The following is a 19,796-nucleotide window of genomic DNA, read 5'->3' as shown; positions in this document are numbered from 1 at the left end:
GCCGCGCGCGATCGCGGCGTCGTCCGGCGCGCGCACGACCACCGCGACAGTCGAGTTCCGAAGGTTGTTACCGCATGACCGATTACCGTTCGTTCGTCGATGTCCTGCTCGCCCGCGGCGAGACCCTGACCGACACCACGGCGTACCGCTTCCTGCGCACCGGTGACGCCGACGGCGCCATCGACGAGATCACCTACGCCGCCGTGTCGGCCCGGGCGCGGGCCATCGCCGCCGCGTTGCAGGACGGCGGCGTCCGCCGGGCCCTGCTGCTGTATCCGTCCGGATTGGATTTCATCGCGGCCTTTTTCGGCTGCCTGGCCGCGAACGTCGTCGCCGTGCCCGCGCCACTGCCGCAACTGGACGCCCGGTCGCTGCGGCGGTTGCGGCACATGGTCACCGATGCCGAAGTCGGCGCGGTGCTCACCACCGGCCAGGTCCGCGCCGACGCGACCGCGGCGGTCGCGGAAGTTCCCGAACTGGGTGCGCTCACGTGGCTGGCGACCGACGAGATCCCCGACGACGCGGCCGCCGCATGGCGACAGCCCGCCGTCGGCCCGGACTCGGTCGCCTTCCTGCAATACACCTCGGGTTCGACCAGCGCGCCCCGCGGCGTGGTGGTCACCCACGCGAACCTGTTGCACAATGAGCGCGCCATCGCCACGGCACTGGGCCATACGCCGGAGCTGCTGGCCTCGCTCACCGACGCGCTGTTCGTCAGCTGGCTGCCGATGTACCACGATATGGGGCTCATCGCGCCGGTGCTACAAACGATGTTCGTCGGCGCGAACGCGGTCCTGTTGTCTCCCCGGCACTTTCTGCAACGCCCCGAACGCTGGCCGCAGGCGGTGTCGAAGTTCGGCGCGCACACCAGCGGCGGTCCCAACTTCGGCTACGAACTGTGCCTGCGCCGGATGACCTCCGCGCAGATCGACCGGCTCGACCTGCGCGGCTGGAAGGTAGCGTTCAACGGCTCGGAGACGGTGCGCCCGGCCACCGTGCGCCGGTTCGCCGACACCTTCGCGAGCGCGGGATTCCGGGCCGAATCGTTCCAGCCGGTCTACGGCTTGGCCGAGGCGACGCTCATCGTCAGCGCCGCCGAACTCGGCGCGCCCCCGACGGTCGTCCTGCCGCCCGGGCGGTCCGAGCTGGCCGGCGTGGGACGCCCGGCCGAAGGGCTGTCGATCGTCATCGTCGACCCCGAGCGCCGCACGGAGTGCGCCGATGGCACCGAGGGCGAGGTCTGGGTGTCCGGGACCAGTGTCGCCGCCGGATACTTCGGCAACGAAGCGGCCACCGCCGAGACCTTCCACGCCCGGCTCGCCGACGACGATCGCGCTTTCCTGCGCACCGGGGATCTGGGTTTCCTGTCCGGCGGTGAGCTGTTCATCACGGGCAGGCGCAAGGATCTGCTGATCATCGACGGCAAGAACCACTACCCGCAGGATCTGGAGCTGACGGCCGAAACCGCGCACGCCACCGTGCGCGCGGGCTGCGTCGCGGCGTTCTCCGTGGACGAGGGCCTCGACGGGGAACTGCCCGTAGTGGTGGCGGAGGTACGCACCGAGGATCCGGCCGAACTGGCCGACGCCGAGGACGCGATCCGCGCGGCGATCGGCGCGGAGCACGGACTCACGCTGCGATCGGTGGTCTTGATCCGGCCCGGCGCCCTCCTCAAGACCAGCAGTGGCAAGGTGCAGCGGCAAGCCTGCCGCGCCGCGTATCTCGACGACGCGTTGTCCCCGTTGCTGTCCCTGCGAGGCGAATTCGACGAGATCGGCGTCCCGCCCAGCGCACCAGGCGGTGCGACGATGAGCGCCGAAGCCATGCAGAGCCGACTGGTGGACATCATCGCCCGGCTGGCGTATCTCGATCCGGCGCGCATCGACGTGCACCGGCCGCTCGTCGAATTCGGCCTCGGCTCCGCCGATCTGGTCGAACTCGTCGTAGAGCTGTCCGACCAGGTCGGGCGGACCCTGGACACCAACCTGTTCTTCGAGCACCCCACCATCGCGCAAGTGGTGGCGGCCCTGCACCCCGCCGAAGCGGGGGCCGCGCCGGTCCCGGACCGACAGCGCACCGACGGCGAACCCGCCGCCGTGCCTCTCCTGGCGCAGGCACGCACCGGAACCGAGGCCGCGCCCGTCCCGCCCGGGCGCACCGACGATGCCATCGCGATCATCGCGATGGCCTGTCGCTTCCCCGGCGGCGCCGACGATCCGGAATCGCTGTGGCGCCTGCTGGACGAGGGACGCGACGGCCTGTCCGAGGTGCCGCCCGGGCGCTGGAGCATCGACGGGCTCTACGACCCGGACCCGGCCGCCGAGGGCAAGGCGTACACCTTCCGCGGCGGATACCTCGCCCGGGTGGACGAGTTCGACGCCGCGTTCTTCGGTATCGGCCCGCGTGAGGCGGCGGTGATGGACCCGCAGCAGCGGCTCATGCTGGAGCTGAGCTGGGAGGCGATCGAACGGTCCGGTCGCGACCCCAGGCGGTTGCAGGGCAGCATGACCGGTGTCTATTTCGGGGTGTACAGCACCGGCTATCTCGCCGACCCGGCTCCGCAGCAGTTGAACGGGCAGGTCGGCACCGGGCTGGCGCCGGCCGTGGCATCCGGGCGGATCGCGTACACACTCGGATTGCACGGTCCGGCCGTCACCCTCGACACCGCGTGCTCCTCCTCGATCGTCGCCATGCACCTGGCCGCGCAGGCGTTGCGCGCGGGCGAATGCGATCTGGCCCTTGCGGGCGGCACGACGCTGCTGATGAGCCCGACCGCGCACGTGGAGCTGTGCAAACTCGGTGTGCTGTCGCCGTCGGGGCGGTGCGCGCCGTTCTCGGCGGGGGCAGACGGCACGGTGTGGGCCGAGGGCGCCGGTCTGGTGCTGCTGAAGCGGCTCGACGACGCCCGGCGCGACGGTGACCGGGTGCTCGCGGTGTTCCGCGGCTCCGCGGTCAACCAGGACGGCCGCAGCCAAGGCATCAGCGCTCCCAACGGTTTCGCGCAGGAGCAGGTCATCAAGGCGGCGTTGCGCTCGGCCGGGCTGACGCCCGCGGACGTGGATTACGTCGAAGCGCACGGCACCGGCACCGCCCTCGGCGATCCGATCGAAGCCCGCGCCCTGGCGCGCGTCTTCGGTCCCGGCCGCGAACCCGGGCGCCCGCTCGGCGTGGGCTCGCTGAAGTCCAACGTGGGCCACACCCAGGCCGCGGCGGGAATCGGCGGGGTCATCAAACTGGTTCTCGGGCTACAGCACGATCGGATACCGGGGATGGCCCACGACGGGCCGCCGACATCGCACATCGACTGGGCCGGTAGCGGTTTGGTTGTGCACACCGATTCGGCACCATGGCCCCGGGGCGCCCGGCCCCGACGCGCGGGCGTCAGCGCGTTCGGGCTCAGCGGAACCAACGCCCACCTGATCCTCGAGGACCCGCCCGCCGTCGACGACACGTCCGACGCGTTCGACGACGCTCCGGACGACCGCCGGGTCGCGCTGCTGCCGATCTCGGCCCGCAACCGGGCCTCGCTGCACGGTCAGGCGCGTCGCCTGCTCGCGCACGTCACCGGTGACCCCGCGCTGGACCCTGCCCCGGTGTCGCGCTCGCTGGCGTTGCAGCGCACACCGTTCGAATGGCGCGCCGTCGTGGTCGCGGGCACGCGCGACGAAATGCTGTCCGGCCTGGGCGATCTGGTCGAGGAACGGGCAGCGCCCGATGTCGTGGCCGCCACGGACGCGGCGCTCACCGCGGGCAAGACGGCGTTCGTCTTCCCCGGGCAAGGCGTGCAGTGGGCGGGGATGGCACGCGACATGCTGGCCCGGTCGGAGGTGTTCCGCGCCGAGTTCGCCCGCTGCGACGAAGCGTTCCGGCACCGCACCGGATGGTCGCTGGCGACCGGGCTGTTCACCTTCACCGCGGCGCAACTCGGCGACTTCACCCTCGTGCAACCGCTGCTGTTCGCCACGATGGCGGCGCTCGCGGCCACCTGGCGGGACGCGGGCGTCACACCGGATGCCGTGATCGGGCACAGCCAAGGCGAGATCGCCGCGGCCTACGTCTCGGGCGCGCTGAGCCTCGACGACGCCGCCCGCGTGGTCGTGGCACGCAGCCGCCTGATGGCGGGCATCACCGAGGAAGGCGCGATGGCGATGGTCGGCCTGCCCGCGCACCGGCTCGCGGAACGCTTGGCAGCCGACGAGGCGGTGTCGGTCGCGGCGATCAATGTGCCCGGCTCGACGATCGTGGCCGGAGCCCGCCACGCGGTGGAGACACTGGTGCGCGCACTGCAAGACGACCAGGTCGAGGTGCGGGTGCTGGCCGCGGGACCGGCGCTGGCGGGGCATTCCGCGCTGCTGGAACCGATCCGGCAGCAACTGCTGGACGAACTCGCCGGGTTGAGCGCCGCTGCACCGGACGTCGCGTGGTACTCCACCGTGCTCGGCGAACAGATGGTGGACGCCTGCGCCGACGGCGGCTACTGGTACCGCAACGCGCGCGAACCGGTCCGGTTCGCGAGCACGATCGAGCGCATGATCGGCGACGGGTTCCGGTATTTCGTCGAACTCGGGGTGCATCCGCTGCTGACCACGGCGGTGCGGGCGGTCGCGGAGGACATCGGCGGCGAGGTCGTGGCGGTCGGCTCGCTGGTGCGCGACGAGGACGGGCCACGCAGTCTGGCCCGCGCCCAGGCAGCGCTCTGGGTGGCGGGCCGCGAGCTGGACTGGTCACGCCTGGTGCCCGCGCGCGGCAGCGTCGAGTTGCCGACCTACGCCTTCGACCGGCGGCGGTTCTGGACCGAGTCGGTGTCCGAGGACGCCGCGGCACTGGGGTTGCGGCCCGCGGGTCATCCTTTCGTCGGCGCGGTCGTGCCGCACCCCGATTCCGGCGGTGTGACGCTGACCGGCCGGATCTCCCTGCGAACGCATCCGTGGCTGGCCGAGCACGCCGCGCCCGCCGCGGTCGTCCTGCCCGGCACCGGGCTGGTCGAGCTCGCGGTCCGCGCCGGTGACGAGGTGGCTGCCGGACACGTGCGCGAACTCGTGCTCCACGCGCCGCTGGTGCTCGCGCAGGATGCCGCGGTGCAGATCCAAGTGGTGGTCGCCGACGCCGATTCCGACGGTGACCACCCGGTGTCGATCCACTCCCGCCTCGAGCGCGATCTCGACACCTCGTGGACGTTGCACGCCCGCGGGGTGCTGGCGGCTACGCGCGGAGCCGAAACCATCGGCGGCGACACCGCGCAGTGGCCTCCGGCGGGTGCCACGGCTGTGAACGTGGCCGGCATGTACGCGCGGCTGTCCGATCGCGGACACCGGTACGGGCCGCTGTTCCGGTCGGTGCGCGCGGCGTGGCGGCGCGGGGAGGAAGTCTTCGCCGACGTGGCGCTTCCGGAGTCCGCGCACGGCGACGCCGCGCGGTTCGAGATCCATCCCGCGTTGCTCGACTCCGCCCTCCACGCGGCACTGCTGCTCGGCGCGGACGACAGTGGTTCGGCGCTGCTGCCGTTCGCCTGGGCGGGGGTGAGCTTGCACGCCTCCGGCGCGACGGCGTTGCGCGTCCGGATCACCCGTGACGGCTCGGACGGGGTGCGTGTCATGGCGAACGATCACACCGGCCGCCCGGTCGTGTCGGTGCGGTCGCTGATCCTGCGGCCCGCGCCCGACACGCAGCTGCTCGACGGGGCGCTGTCCGTCGCGCATCGCACCTTGTTCCGGCCGGAGTGGTCGGCGCTCGCGGCGCCGACGGCGGTCCGGCCGGTCACCGCCGTGCCCTGGTCGCGGCTCGGCCCGCACGATCCGGCGCCGGAGGCGGTGCTCATCGACGTCACCGAGGGTGATTCGATCGACGCCGTGCACGCCGCGGTCCGGCGGACGCTGGAAGCCTTACAAGCGGCACTCGACGATCCTCGCCTGACGGCGGCGACCATCGTCGTGCGCACCCGCCGGGCGATGGCGCTGCCCGGCGAGGACGTCCCGAACACCGCCGGAGCGGCGGTCTGGGGCCTGGCGCGGACGGCGCAGTCGGAGAACCCGGATCGCATCGTGCTGGTCGACAGCGCCGACGCCGAGGTCGACATCGCGACCGTCCTGGCCTGCGGGGCGGCACAGGTTCTCGTGCGCGACGGCGCCCTGTCCGCGCCACGGCTCGCGCGAGCGCCCATGGCCGAGGCCGCGCCGGGCAGCGTGGAGTTCGGCGACGGGTACGTGCTCGTCACCGGAGCGCCGGGACGGCTCGGCTCGCTGCTGGCCCGGCATCTGGTGCGGGCACACGGGGTCGGCAAGCTGCTGCTGGTCAGCCGAAGGGGCGCCGGCGGTCCCGGTGCCGACGAGTTGCGCGCCGAACTCACCGGTCTCGGAGCGGACGTGGTCTTCGCCCGCTGTGATGTGACCGATCGCGCCGCGCTGGCCGAGGTGCTGCGCGGACGCACGCTCAGCGGAGTCGTCCACGCCGCGATGGTGCTCGACGACGGCACGCTGGGCTCGCTGACTCCCGACCGGCTCGCCGCGGTACTGCGGCCGAAGGTCGACGCGGCGCATCACCTGCACGAGCTGACCGCGGGCATGGACCTGTCGTGCTTCGTGCTGTTCTCCTCCGCGGCGGGCGTCCTCGGCAATCCCGGTCAGGCGAACTACGCCGCCGCCAACGCCTACCTCGACGCCCTCGCCACCCACCGCGTCGCCCGAGGGCGCACCGCGCAGTCGCTGGCGTGGGGTCCGTGGAGCCTGGACATGCATGAGGTGATGGCGGCGGCGGACATCCGTCGCATGGAACGCTCCGGCATGCGCCCGCTCAGCGCGCAGGACGGTTTGGCCGCGTTCGACGCGGCGCTGCGGCGGGCCGAGCCGGTGCTTGCGCCGATGCGGATCGATGCCGACGCGATGCGGCGCGCGCCGTATGTGCCGTTGCTGCTGCGCGGGCTGATCCGTCCGCCTGCGCGTCGCACGGCCGCGCACCGCGACGTCGCCGACCCGTCGGTACGGTCGCGCTTCGCCGAGCGGCTGCGCGGATTGCCACCCGGTGAGGCGACCGCGGTCGCGGTCGACGTGGTGGCGCGCGTCGCCGCCGACGTGCTGGGGCATACCGGTGCGGATGCCATCGCACCGGACCGGTCGTTCCAGGGGCTGGGCATGGATTCGCTGATGGCGGTGGAACTGCGCAACCGGTTGCGCGACGATACCGGCATCCTGGTCCCGCTCGGCGAGATCCTCGCCAACCAGAGCGCGGCCGCGCTGGCCGAATACCTCGTCGCCGAGGCGGCGCACACGGATACCGCCGTACCTGCCGCGCGTCCGGCCGAGCAGGACGTCCCCGAGGTCGTCACCCTGCCCGTCACCCGAGACCTGATGCGGCTGCTGCGCACCGCTCAGCAGGGCATTCCGAGTGTCGCCCAGACCGGCGGACTGGCCATGCGCCTGCCCAGGGCGGTCGGCCACGCCGAAGCGGAAGCGATGCTCGCCCGCCTCGCCGGACGCCACGCCGCGCTGCGCACGGTGATCGTGCCCAGCGACGAGCACGGCACCCGGCTGCAGGTGCGGTCCCGCCCGGGCGGGCCGCTGCTGCGCAGTTCGGCCGTCGACCGGCTCGACGACGCCGTCGCGCGCACCCGGTTCCGTGAACTGATGCGCGAACCGTTCGACCTGGCGCAGGGGCCGCTGTGGCGGTTCGAACTGCTGACGTCCGAGTCCGGCGAACAGACACTGATCTTCGGCGCCCACCACGGCATGTGCGATGTCCAATCGATGATGCTGGTCGCCGGGGAGATCGGTGCCGAACTGTCCGGCGCGGCATACCCGGAAGCACTGTCCAACAAGGACATCCACGATCTGCTCGCCGCGCAGGCACCGCAGGCCGAGCCCGACGCGGCATGGCGCCGGGAGTTCGCCGGCTGCCGCCGCCTCGACCTCACCCTCGCCCGCCCCCGGCCCGCGCAGCGCAGTCACCGAGCCGGGGAGGTGCTGCTGGAACTGCCCGCGGGGCTGCAGGATCGCGCGGCGCGGCGGGCGCGGGAGCTGGGCATCACGCCGGCGGCGCTGTTCCTCGGCACGCTGACGGTGCTGCTGGCCCGGCGGCAGGACACCGATCGTTTCGCGCTCGCCGTCCCGGTGGACACCCGCATCCACGCCGACGCGCCGACAGCCGTCGGCTATTTCGGTGTGCCGGTGCCCTATCCGGCGACCGTCGAGCCCGGCGAGTCGATCGATGACCTGCTGCGCCGGACCGGCGACCGGCTGCGGCGGTTGCTGGTGCCCGGAGCGGGTTTTTCCGACGTGCTCACCACGCTCGCCGCGGAGGGCCTGTATCGGGACAACGCGCCGCTGGTCGAGGTGTACTTCAACTATCTGCGGGCCAATTCCGGCGTCCACCGCGCGGACCTGGTTCCGGTGGGGACCGGTTACTCCGATCTCGACCTCATGGTGGCCGTGCTGGCCGACGCCGATCAGGTCTGGTTCACCTACAACGCCGACATCATCGACGACGCGACCTGCATCCGTCTCGGGCAGGACTACCTGGCACTGCTCGACGAGGCGGTCGAGCACTCCGGGCTGCCGGTGCGCCCACCGCGCCCGGACACACCGCGAGGCGTCGCGTTCGGGGCCACGTTCGCGCTGGGGAAGCTGCCGGATCTCTACAGCGCGGCGGCGCATGCCCACGGCGCGGACGGCCGGACCGTGCTCGAAGCGCCCTACCATCACGTCCTGGCCGGATTGCGCGACCCGTCCGGAGTCTTCGCCCAGCCGTCGACCGCTCTGGGCATCGTGCTGCTGCGAGCGGCGGACCTGGAGCGATTCGGTCCGCTCACCGACGACTCGCTCGCCGAACTGGCGCAGCAGTACCCGGCCGCCGTCCGGGAGGCCGCCGAGCGCGCCGGGGTGCCGATCATCGTCGGCCTGCTTCCCGCCCCCGACCTCGACGAGCGGTTGCTGCGGTGGGAGCGGCTGACCGCCGAACGGCTGCGGGAGATTCCCGGCGTCGCGGTCCTCACCGAAGCCGACTGGACCCGTGACCACCCGGTGGCGCACCGTTTCGACGAGCAGACCGACGCGCTGGCGCACCTGCCGTTCACCGAGGAGTTCCAGGCGGCGGTGGCGCTGACCCTCGCCGCCGTCGCGCGCGTCGCGTTGCTGCCCGCCCCGAAAGTCATCGCCGTGGACGGCGACGACACCTTGTGGAGCGGCGTCGTGGGCGAGATCGGGCCCGCGGCGGTCACCTTCGACCCGCCGCGGATCATGCTGGCGCGGCGACTGGGGCAGTGGCGTGCCGCGGGCACCCTGCTGGTGCTGATCAGCAACAACGACGACGATTCCGTGCACGCGGTCCTGGACCGTCCGGACAGTCCGCTGCGCGCCGCGGACTTCGCCATCGTCTCCACCGGATGGGACAGCAAGGCCGAACGGCTCGAGGAGGCCGCGCGCACCTTGCGTCTGGCATCGGACGACGTGGTCTATCTCGACGACAACCCGGTGGAGATCGCGAAGATGCGTTCCCGTCTGCCGGAAGTGCTCGTGGTGACCTGTCCGCCGATCGAGGAACTGGAGGCCTTCCTGACCCGGTTGTGGCCGGTGACGCCGGTGGCGGTGACCGCGGAGGACGCCGAGCGGGCGGAGTTCTACCGGCACGAACGCGAACGCGACCTGGCCCGCGAACAACTGGACTTCGCGCGGTTCCTCGAGAGCCTGCACCTGGTGGTGACCGTCGAGCGGCTCTCCGGGCAGAGCCGGGCGCGCGCCGCTCAGCTGATCCGGCGCACCAGCCAATTCGTTCTCGGCCCGAGCACCGAGCAGGATGTCGACCGCTGGCAGGAGGACGGCGAGGTGTGGACCGCGGCGGCGCGCGACCGGTTCGGCGACTACGGAACGATCGCCGTGCTCGCGCTGCGCGCCGAGGGGACCGCGCTGGGCGTGCGCGGATGGCATCTCAGCTGCCGTGCCCTCGGCCGCGGCGTCGAGGAACACCTGCTGGGCTGGCTGGCCGACCGCGCGGCCGCGCTGGGTTGCACGACGGTGCGCATGACCGTCCACCGCACCGAGCGCAACGTGCCCGCCCGCCGGTTGGCCGCCGCACTGGGCGGTGGCGCCACCGATGCCGAGCGGCTCGAAGTCGAGGTGCCGCTGGATCGCCTGCGGACGTTCCGGTCCTGGGCGCGATGATCATGGCCGACAAGGAGTTTCCCGTGCGCAGTCCGAACGGCGAGCACCCGCCGCGTCTCGAGCGAGCCGATCGGCGCGACCTCGCCGAGGCGATCGAGCGCGGTGGCGGCCTGGACGTGTCCGCGTTGCTCGCGCGCGCGGGTGGCGACGCGCCCCCCGCGACGGCGGCGATCGAACGTCGCGAACAGTGGGATCCGGAGTCGCTCACGGCGGCGGTCACCCAGGTGGCGAACCGATTCACCGCCGAAACCGTCGGCCCGGACACGGATTTCTTCGACGGCGGCGCCACCTCCGTCGCGGCGGTGCAGTTCGTGGCGGCGCTCGCCCGCGAGCTCGACGTGCACCTGGAGTTGGACGACGTGTTCGCCGACGCGCGTCCGCGCAGGCTCGCGCAGCGCTGGCTGGGCACCGGTCCGGACGCCACGGACCACGAGATCATCGCACCGACATCCGATTCCGTGGACGACGAGTTCGCGCAGCTGATGTCCGATGTCGCCGGAGCCGACCGGTTGCCGCTGGTCGACCCGCCGGAGCGAGTGGTCCCACGCCGTGTGCTGCTCACCGGCGCCACCGGTTTCCTCGGCAGCCATCTGCTGCTGGACCTGTTGCGCGGCAGCGACGCCCATGTCGTCTGCCTGGTGCGCGCGCCGGACGAGACGGCCGGCCTCGACCGGCTGGCCGCCGCGCTGACGCGGTTCCTGCTGCCGTGGTCGCCGGAGGTGCGCAGGCGGGTGACGGTGCTCACCGGCGACCTGCGGGAGCCGAACCTCGGCCTGTCCGAGCAACGCTGGACCGCGCTGGCGGACGAGGTCGACGCGATCGTCAACGTCGGCGCCGCGGTGGACTTCCTGCGCGGCTACCGATCCCTGCGCCGCGGCAACGTGCTCGGCCCGCTGACCCTCGCCCGGCTGGCCGCGACCGGCAGACCGAAACCGCTGCACCACATCTCCTCGATCGCGGTGTTCAACGAACTCGGCATCGCCTCGATGGGTGAGGACGATCCGGTGGCGAATATCGGCAAGCTCGTGATCGGCTACGACCGGACGAAGTGGGCGGCCGAGGCGGTCATGCGGCGGGCGCGCGAGCACGGACTGGTGGTCACGGTGCTGCGACCCGGCGGAATCGGCGGACACCGGGAGACCGGTGCGCACAACCCCCGCGACCTCAACAGCGGCATCATCGCGGCGCTGTCGCGGTTCGGCACCGTCCCCGCGCTGCGCAATCTCCATGTCGCCCCGGTGGATTGGGTCAGCAAGGTCGCGGCGGCCATCGTGTGCGCGCCGGGGGCGTGGGGCCACAACTACCATCTCACCGGCACGCCGACCTCGCTGGAACAGATGCTCGGCGAGTCGGCGGCGATCGGCATGGACATGCGGGTGCAGCATTGGGCCGCCTGGTGTGACGAGGTGGTGGAACGGATCCGCACCGAGCCGGTCCCGGAGCTGGAATCGCTGGCGCAGGTCTTGCAGAGCCCGGTCGCGCGCCACCCGCTGGAGACGATGGCCTCCGTCCCCGCCGCCACCGACGACCGAACCCGCGCCTTCCTGCGCGCCCACAACCTGCCCCAGCCGGTCCGCTACGGCGCTCAGTCGCAACGCAAGACGCTGGAAATGCTCGCGGGCACCGGGCTGGCCCGGCTGCCGCAGCCGCAGGACGCACCGTATCTGTGGTTCGCGGAAACCCTGGCGGGCACCCTCGGAGCCGTGGACGCGGCGGCCGACACGTCCTGCACCCTGAATCTGCGCTTGTCCATCGCGAGCACCCACCAGCTGGTGGCCGGGCGCACGGTCGATGTCGGTGGCGAACTACGGTGCGCACGCCTGCACGACGAACCCCTCACCGTGTCCGGGGTGCTGTCGGTGCGCCCGCACGACGGCATCCCGATCCGGCACGGACTGCGGCATCCGCTGATGCACTACCGGCTGTCGCTGCGCGACGCCGACGGCGGGACGTGGTGGCTGTCCGGTTACAAATACGCCGAGGCGCGCCGCACCCTCATCAGGCAGGCGCGCACGCTGACCGTGGAACTCGGCCGCGAGGGCGAACCGGCGAGCCTCACCGGCGAAGTCGCCGTCCCGCTGGAGACCTACCTGCGCGATCAGATCGACGGCATCCAGGTCGATCCGCGATTGTCCGAACGCCAGCGACGGACCGCGAAACTGTTGTGGCTGAGCTGGTTCGGATCCCAGCTCGGCAAGGGCCTGCTGGAACCGGCGTTACGCGTGGGCACCGAGCTGCTGGATCTGCGCCGAAACGCGAAGGAGTCGCGCTGATGCTCACCCCGATCCGGCCGGGCGCCGCCCCCACGCTGGAGGAGATCCCGTTCCGTGCCGCCGACGGCCTGCGGCTGGGGTTGCGCCGCGTCGTTGCCGCCGAGGCCGACCGGCCCGCGGTCCTGCTGGTCCACGGCCACGGCGTCTCCTCGGATATGTTCCTGGCGCCGGAGATCCGCACGGTCGTCGACGCGCTGCTCGACGCGGGATACCAACCGTGGCTGCTGGACTGGCGCGGCAGCTCCCGACTGCCCTACAACGCCTCCGGGCCGCGTTTCAGCTTCGACGACGTGGCGCTCTACGACATTCCCGGAGCCGTCGAGGAGATCCGCCTGCGCATCGGCGACCGGCCGCTGTTCGTGGTCGCGCACTGCGTCGGGGCCTTGGCGCTGTCGATGAGCATGGCCGCGGGACTGCTGCCCGGATTGGCCGGCGTCGTGGCCCAGGGCGTCTTCCTCACCCCGAAAGTGAGCAACGCGGTGCGGATGCGCGTGCTCGTGGGTGGCGAACTGCTCGGCTCCCGCGTCCACCACCTCGAGTCCGACTTCCGCAGAGTCGGGCTGTGGTCGCGCAAAACGCTGCTCTACGCCCTGCTCACCCGGAAAGGGGAATGCACCGACCCCACCTGCCGGATGGTGCACGGCAGCTGGGGCATGGGCGCGCAGCTGTTCGTCCACGACCACCTCGATCCGCGCACCCACGACCGTTTGGCGGAACTGTTCGGGCCGATCCCGGTGCATGTGCTGCCCCAGCTGCGGCGGATGGAGCTGGGGCACGCGGTGCAACGCTGGAACGACAACGACGACCGCTACCGTGTGCTCCCGGAGAACGCCCTCGACCACGCCGACCGGATCGATTGCCCGGTACTGCTGTTGTCGGGCAGCCGCAACGAGGTCTGGCTCGACTCCAACAAGCTGTGCCACGACGTGCTCACCACCCGCCACCCCGGGCTGGACGTGCGCTACATCGAGATCCCTTCCTACGGCCATCTCGACACCTTCCTCGGTCGCGGCGCCGCACTGGACGTGTACGGGCACATCCTCGAATTCCTCGACGGCTGTGCGCCTTCGACGTCCGGACGGGGCACCGCGTGAGCGCGGACAACCGCTCGTTGCGCATCGCGATGTTCGCGGACTTCCATCCGGCCACCCTCGGGGGAATCCAGACGTCGATGCGCGCGCAGCGCACGGCCTTGGAACGGCTGGGGCATCGCGTCACCGTGTTCACCATCCCCCCGCCGGATCCCGGGCCGCCGGATCCCGGGATCGTCGTGCTCGCCACCACGGCCGGATTGTCCGTGAACGGCTATCCGGTCGCCCTGCCGACCCGAAGGAATGCCCGCCTCATCGACGCGGTGTTCGCCGAGCGCGGTTTCGATGTCGTGCACGCGCAGACCACCTACGGAGCGGGCATCGCCGGATTGCGCGCCGCGCGCCGCCACGCCCTTCCGGCGGTGCAGTCCATGCACAGCCGCGACGACTCCTTCATCGAACGCAATTCCCCGTTCCCCTATCTCGCCGCGCTCACCATGCGCGTGCTGCACGGCAGCTTCGTCGGCCTGCGCGGGACGATGCCGAAGTCGGCGGAAAGCCGCACAGCGCGCCACGCCTGGCGGCCGCTGGTCGCCCAAGCGCGGGCCGCCGACCACGTCGTGGTGCCGACACGGCATTTCGCCCAGCGGTTGGCCGCGCACGGCGTGGATCGTCCGATGCACGTGGTGTCCAACGGAGTCGACGACGACCTGGTACGCGCCCTCCCCGAGCGACCCCGTGGCCGGGACCCGTTGCTGCGCGTGCTGTGGTGCGGAAGGTTCTCGGCGGAGAAGCGCCCGCTGGACGCCATCGAGGCGGTGCACCGGGCCGAGGGCTGCACCCTCGACATCTACGGTGCGGGAGCGTTGGAGGCGCGCATGCGCGCGGCCGTCGACCGGCTCGGGCTGCACGAGCGGGTTCGGCTGCACGGCGAGGTGAGCCAGGCGCAGTGCTTGGCGGCCATGCGCGCCCACGATGTGCTGCTGTTCCCCTCCGCCGGGTGTGACACGCAAGGCATGGTTCTGCTCGAGGCGGTCGCGGTGGGCCTTCCCGTGCTGCACTGCGACCCCGACGTCACCGAAACCGTGCCCGAGGGCGGCGAATTCCGGGCCCGCGACGCCTCGACGGCCGCGCTCGCCGAAGCGCTGCGACTGCTGACGGCTCAGCCGGACCGGCTCACCGCCATGCGCGAGGTCTTGGCGCGCCACGCGGGACGGACGCTGCAGTCGCGGTTCACCGAACGACTGGTCGCGGTCTACACCGAGGCGATCACGGCCGCCGCGTCAGGCCGGTTGCCGTAGCGGCAGGCCCGCGGCCGCATAGATCGCATCGATGACGGTCATCGTCGCCACCGCGTCCTGGGCGGAGGTGAGCACCGGCTCCCCGTGCCGCACCGCCGCGACGAAGGCGTCGAGCTGATAGGCGTAGGTGCTGCGGCGCGAGATCTTCTCCGTGCGCCTGCCGCCCTCCGAACGCACCGACAGCCTGCGCGGCAGCTGCGGCGCCACCGGATTGAGCAACCGCAGTTCACCGCGTTCGCCCACCACGCGCGCCCCGATGCGCAGCAGGTCCGACGACCACATCGAGCAGCGCACCCGCCCGGTGTGCCCGGAGGGGAAGCGCAGCTCGGCGCTCATCGCGCGGTCGATGTGCGGGCCACGCAACTTCGCGGTCGCCGCGACGACCTCCGGGTCCTCGCCGCCGAAGACCCGGGCCATGTGCACCGCGTAGCAGCCTGCGTCCATGAGCGCCCCGCCTGCGAGCGCGTAGTCGTAGCGGATATCGGAGAATCGCGGCAGCGGAAAACACATCGCGGTGTCCACCCGCACCAGCTCGCCAAGTTCGCCGGAGGCGATGATCTCCTCGGCCCGCCTGGTCATCGGGTGGTAGCGGTAGTGGAAGGCCTCCATGACCACCCGGTCCGACATCGCGGCCAGTGCCGCGATCTCCTCGGCCTCGGCGGCGTTGGAAGTGAACGGTTTCTCGCACAGCACGTGCTTGCCCGCGGCGAGCGCCTCTTTCGTCCACCGGCCGTGCAGACCGTTCGGCAGCGGGTTGTAGACCGCGTCGATGTCGGGCGCGGCGATCAGCGCGGCATAGCTGTCGAAGACCTGCGCGATGCCGTGTTCGCGCGCGAACGCCCGCCCGCGTTCCGGCTCGCGGGCAGCCACGGCGGCGACCACCGTGTCCGCGTTCGCCCCGGCGGGTCGCACGACGGCGGCGGGCGCGATGCGGGCGGCGCCAAGGATGCCGATCCGCAGGGGCTGTCCGGATTGTGTCATGGGCGCGACTGTAGCAATGGATCCGCTTGTGCGGCCGGGTGTTCCGTCAGGCCGACGGGGCGTCGCCGTACACCGTCAACCAGATCGCCCGGCCCAGCGCCTCCGCCAGCGCGTCGTCGGTGACCCCGGATCCGGAGGAGAAGCTCACCGCGATCGCGCGTTCCACCATCGAGGTCAGCACGACGGCGGTGGCCTGCGGATCGATCGCCGGACTGATCCGGCCCGCGGCACGGTCGGTCTCCAGCCGCGACCGCACCACCGCCACGAACGAGGCGACCCGGCCGCGCCAATACGCGCCGACGTCGCGGTCGTAGGCGGCGACTTCGCTCAGCGCCAGCAGCAGCGACCGGTGCTCGCGGAACCCCGCGATCATGGTGCGCACGGCCGCCACCACACCGGTCTGCCGCCCGGTGTGCTCCGTGATCCACCAGCGCTCCGCGGCTTCGAACAGATCCGCTGTGGCCAATTCGGCCATGCGGATCAGCAGCCGGCTCTTGTCCGGGAAATACCGGTAGAACGTCGACCTCGCCGACTGCGAGGCGGCGGCGATCCGGTGGACGGCGATCTCGGTGTAGGGCGTGCCGTCGGCGAGCAGCTCCTCCACCGCGGCGAGGACGCGTCGCTCGAACTCCGCGCGCCGATCGTCGACCGGTTTGCGTGCGTTTCTGGGGACACGGGTCAGCGAGGGCATCCGGGTCCTCTCTGCGGCGCGGCGGCCGCGTGCTCGGCTGTGCCGGTCGGGTGCGTCCCACCATTCTGCCGAGACGGCACCGATATTGACATTCGGGCACCCACCGCTCACCATCGATCGGACACAGTGTCCGAGACTATGTGACCGAGGTGTTCGGGCATGCGCGGTTCTCCTCCACCGGCAATCGAGTACACCGACGTGGTCGTGGTGGGCGCGCGATGCGCCGGCTCCGCGACCGCCATCGCGTTGGCGCGAGCCGGGCGCGACGTGCTCGCGCTGGACTCCGCGCGCTTTCCCTCCGACACCCTCTCGACGCACCTGCTGTGGCCCGGCGGCCTGGCCGAATTGCATCGCACGGGCGCCCTCGACCGTGTCCTCCGGCTCGGCGCGCCCCCGCTGACCACGGCCTTCGCCGACGGCGGCGGCTATGCGGTCCGGTCGTCCTTCACCCCGGTGGACGGCGTCGACTACGCGATGTGCGTGCGGCGGACCGGACTGGACGCCGCGCTCGTGGCCACCGCCGTGGAGGCGGGAGCACGGATCCGCGAGGGCGTGCGGGTCACCGATCTGCTGTGGTCGGGGGATCGCTGCGCCGGCGTTCGCTATGCCGACGGAAGCGGCGAGCACGAGGTGCGTGCCCGCCTGGTCGTCGGGGCGGACGGCCGCCGCAGTACGGTGGCGCGGCTCGTCGGCGCCACCCGGCCCCGATTGTCCGCACCGAGCGGACGGGACTGCTTCTTCGCCTACTGGCACGACGGCGCGGCCGACCAGCGGCACATCGCGGCCCAATGGCGAAACGGTCCCGATCTCGGCACCGCGTTCCCCTGCGACGACGGCTTGCTGCTGAGTCTCGTCCAGCCGCCCGCGCAGCCCGCCGAACCGGGTGGCGGACGCGCCGAGCGCAGGTATCAGGAGGCGATCGAGCGCCTGCCCGGACTTCTACTGCGCCTGCGTGATTGCCGCCGCGTCGGGCGGGTGCGTTCGGCCACCGGACTGGCGTCCTACTTCCGGCGCTCGACCGGGCCGGGCTGGGCGCTGCCGGGGGACGCGGGCCATTTCAAGGATCCGGTGACCGCGCAAGGCATCCGGGATGCCTTGCGCTACGGCCGGTTGCTCGGCGAACTGGCCGCCGCTGCTCTCGATGACACCGAGCACCTCGACACCGCTTTGGCCGCGTGGGAACGATTACGCGATCGCGAATGCCTGAGCGTCTACCAATGGACCAATCGGCTGGCCCGGGGTACGGCGATGCGTCCATTGGAAATCGAGCTCTACCGCAGGGCCGCGGCCGACCCCGCGCTGGCCGACGCGGTCACCGAGATCTTCTCGCGCACCGTGGCTCCCGAAGACGTGTTCACTCCCGCACGCGCGGCGGCGCTCGCGGCGGGAGCGTTGCGCACATCATGGCGCGCCCCCTGGCCGGTCCTCGCGAACCTGGCGGACGAATGCCGCGACACAGTCTCCGAACGGAGGGAGGCGTGCGCCTTCACGCGCCCCGATCCCGCCGACGCCATCCAGTCCCGGCCGCCGCGGCGCGTTCTCGCGGCATCTTCAGGAGATCGACATGCATGACCCGCGTCCTCGGCCGACCATCGACCTCACCCGCCGCGACCTGTTGCGCGGAACGCTCGCGGCCGGACTGGCCCTCACCGCCGCCCCGGCACACGCCGCACCGCCCCGACCACGCCGAACGCCCGGGCTGCGCACCGGAGGAAAGTCGGTCGCGGTGCTCGGCGGCGGCGTCGCCGGGCTGTCGGCGGCCCACGAACTGATCGAACGGGGATACGCGGTCACCGTGTACGAACCGGCGTTCCTCGGCGGTAAGGCGCGCAGCATGGGTGTGCCGGGCACCGGCACCGACGGCCGTTCGGACCTGCCCGGCGAGCACGGCTTCCGGTTCTTTCCCGGCTGCTATCAGAACCTTCCGGACACCATGCGGCGCATCCCCTTCCCCGGCAATCCCGATGGCGTCGCGGGCAACCTCGTCCGCGTCGAGGGCACCGTCGCCGGTTTCCGGGGCAGGCCGCCGATCTACGCGCCGGTCGAATTCGGCGGCCTCGACCAGATCAACCCGCAGCGGTTGCAGAGCACGCTGATCGGCGCGTTCGGCTTCATTCCGGAACTGCCACCGGCCGAACTCGCGTTCTTCGCCAAACAGATGGCCGTCTGGTTCACCTCTTGCACCGAACGGCGTTTCGGGCAGTGGGAATACGTGACATGGGAGCAGATCCTGCGCGCCGAAGGCAAGTCACCGGCTTATCGCGAATACCTGGTCAGCGCCCTCACCCGGATCACCGTGGCGGCCAAACCCCAGCTGAGTTCGGCGCGCACGATCGGCACCATCGGGGAGGCCCTGGTGCTGGCGGGGACCGGGGCGATCCCGCAGTACTCCGCGGGTATCGACCGTATTCTCAACCGCCCCACCAACGAAGCGTGGATCGACCCCTGGGTCACCTATCTGCGGTCGCGGGGCGTGCGATTCGTCCCGGGCCTGCGGACGACACGGCTGGAGCTTCGCGACGGCCGGATCGCCTCGGCGACGCTGACGGATCCCGGCGGCCGCTCCACCGTGGTCACCGCGGACTGGTATCTGTGCGCGATGCCGGTGGACAAGGCGGTCACGCTGCTGACCGACGACATCCTCGACACCGACCCGCATCTGGCGGGCATGCGGGAGCTGCGGACCGACTGGATGGTCGGTATCCAGTACTACCTCGCCAACCCCACCGAGTTGCCGGAAGGCCATATCGCCGCCCTCGGCTCCCCGTGGGCGCTCACCGCCTTGCGCCAAGCGCCCATGTGGGTCGGCGACTTCGCCACCCGTTACGGCGACGGCACGGTGCGCGAATGCCTTTCGGTGGACATCTCCGACTGGGACTCCCCCGGCATCCGCTTCCACCGGCCCGCCAAACAATGCACCGCCGCCGAGATCGCCGAAGAGGTGTGGGCACAGCTCACGGAGTGGCTCAACACCGGGACGGGATGGCTGCGTCCCGACGACATCCGCTCCTGGCATCTGGACCCCGGGGTCACCTGGACCGCGAACGGCGTGCACAACGAGACTCCGCTGCTGGTCAACACCGTCGGCTCCTACGACCACCGGCCGGAGGCCCACTGCGCCATCCCGAACTTGTTCTTCGGCGGCGATCACGTACGCAACCACATCGACCTCGCCACGATGGAGGGCGCCAACGAATCCGGGCGCGCCGCCACCAACGCAATCCTCGACGCCGCCGACGACCCGGCGCCCCGCGTACCGGTCTTCCCGCTGGTGTCCCTGCCGGTCTTCGAACCGTGGAAACGCATCGACGCCGATCGGTATCGCGCCGGATTGCCGCACCTGCTCGACGTGTGACCGGGCGGCCCGTCGC

Annotated in this window: 8 protein-coding genes; 6 read left to right on the top strand and 2 right to left on the bottom strand. The window is 71.7% G+C overall.

Going from position 1 to position 19,796, the window contains the following annotated elements; translation table 11 throughout:
• Positions 1-74: 74 nt before the first annotated feature.
• The 4 genes from ACGF7Y_RS22320 to ACGF7Y_RS22305 are packed head-to-tail and all read left to right on the top strand — an operon-like array spanning position 75 to position 14,753.
• Positions 75-10,148 carry an HAD-IIIC family phosphatase gene (locus ACGF7Y_RS22320; protein ID WP_393236511.1) on the top strand — a complete coding sequence of 3,358 codons (10,074 nt, stop codon included), beginning with the start codon at positions 75-77 and terminating at the stop codon, positions 10,146-10,148.
• A gap of 23 nt (positions 10,149-10,171) precedes the next feature.
• Positions 10,172-12,421 carry a thioester reductase domain-containing protein gene (locus ACGF7Y_RS22315; RefSeq protein WP_393236510.1) on the top strand — a complete coding sequence of 750 codons (2,250 nt, stop codon included), beginning with the start codon at positions 10,172-10,174 and terminating at the stop codon, positions 12,419-12,421.
• Entirely contained in the window at positions 12,421-13,515 is a 1,095-nt protein-coding gene (locus ACGF7Y_RS22310; RefSeq protein ID WP_393236509.1) for an alpha/beta hydrolase, read from the top strand. The genes ACGF7Y_RS22315 and ACGF7Y_RS22310 overlap by 1 nt, the downstream gene beginning before the upstream one ends.
• On the top strand, positions 13,512-14,753 hold the full coding sequence (locus ACGF7Y_RS22305) for a glycosyltransferase (protein ID WP_393236508.1): 1,242 nt from the start codon (positions 13,512-13,514) through the stop codon (positions 14,751-14,753). The genes ACGF7Y_RS22310 and ACGF7Y_RS22305 overlap by 4 nt, the downstream gene beginning before the upstream one ends.
• Here the strand turns inward: ACGF7Y_RS22305 and ACGF7Y_RS22300 are convergent.
• Together ACGF7Y_RS22300 and ACGF7Y_RS22295 are read right to left on the bottom strand one after the other, a co-directional pair.
• The gene (locus ACGF7Y_RS22300; protein ID WP_393236507.1) at positions 14,736-15,734 is read right to left on the bottom strand and encodes a Gfo/Idh/MocA family protein; all 999 of its coding nucleotides are present in this window, start codon (positions 15,732-15,734) and stop codon (positions 14,736-14,738) included. The two genes, ACGF7Y_RS22305 and ACGF7Y_RS22300, sit on opposite strands and share 18 nt — an antisense overlap.
• 46 nt (positions 15,735-15,780) lie before the next feature.
• Complete coding sequence (locus ACGF7Y_RS22295; RefSeq protein ID WP_393236506.1) at positions 15,781-16,425, bottom strand: TetR/AcrR family transcriptional regulator; 645 nt, start codon at positions 16,423-16,425, stop codon at positions 15,781-15,783.
• Between the two features lie 159 nt (positions 16,426-16,584).
• Between ACGF7Y_RS22295 and ACGF7Y_RS22290 the strand changes: the two genes are divergently transcribed.
• Positions 16,585-17,997, top strand: a complete 1,413-nt coding sequence (locus ACGF7Y_RS22290) for an NAD(P)/FAD-dependent oxidoreductase (RefSeq protein WP_393236505.1) — start codon at positions 16,585-16,587, stop codon at positions 17,995-17,997.
• Positions 17,990-19,780 (top strand): FAD-dependent oxidoreductase, encoded by a 1,791-nt coding sequence (locus tag ACGF7Y_RS22285; protein WP_393236504.1) that lies wholly within the window; start codon positions 17,990-17,992, stop codon positions 19,778-19,780. The genes ACGF7Y_RS22290 and ACGF7Y_RS22285 overlap by 8 nt, the downstream gene beginning before the upstream one ends.
• The last annotated feature ends 16 nt before the right edge of the window (positions 19,781-19,796 follow it).

The sequence above is a fragment of the Nocardia sp. NPDC047654 genome, assembly GCF_043205035.1.
Classification (GTDB): Bacteria; Actinomycetota; Actinomycetes; order Mycobacteriales; family Mycobacteriaceae; genus Nocardia.
This window is presented reverse-complemented; position numbering and strand designations above follow the sequence as displayed.

What these genes read in the sequence shown, in the direction of transcription:
- ACGF7Y_RS22290 (WP_393236505.1), top strand. Translation starts at nt 16,585, where the DNA reads ATGCGCGGTTCTCCTCCACCGGCAATCGAGTACACCGACGTGGTCGTG.
- ACGF7Y_RS22310 (WP_393236509.1), top strand. Translation starts at nt 12,421, where the DNA reads ATGCTCACCCCGATCCGGCCGGGCGCCGCCCCCACGCTGGAGGAGATC.
- ACGF7Y_RS22295 (WP_393236506.1), bottom strand. Translation starts at nt 16,425, where the DNA reads ATGCCCTCGCTGACCCGTGTCCCCAGAAACGCACGCAAACCGGTCGAC.
- ACGF7Y_RS22320 (WP_393236511.1), top strand. Translation starts at nt 75, where the DNA reads ATGACCGATTACCGTTCGTTCGTCGATGTCCTGCTCGCCCGCGGCGAG.
- ACGF7Y_RS22300 (WP_393236507.1), bottom strand. Translation starts at nt 15,734, where the DNA reads ATGACACAATCCGGACAGCCCCTGCGGATCGGCATCCTTGGCGCCGCC.
- ACGF7Y_RS22285 (WP_393236504.1), top strand. Translation starts at nt 17,990, where the DNA reads ATGCATGACCCGCGTCCTCGGCCGACCATCGACCTCACCCGCCGCGAC.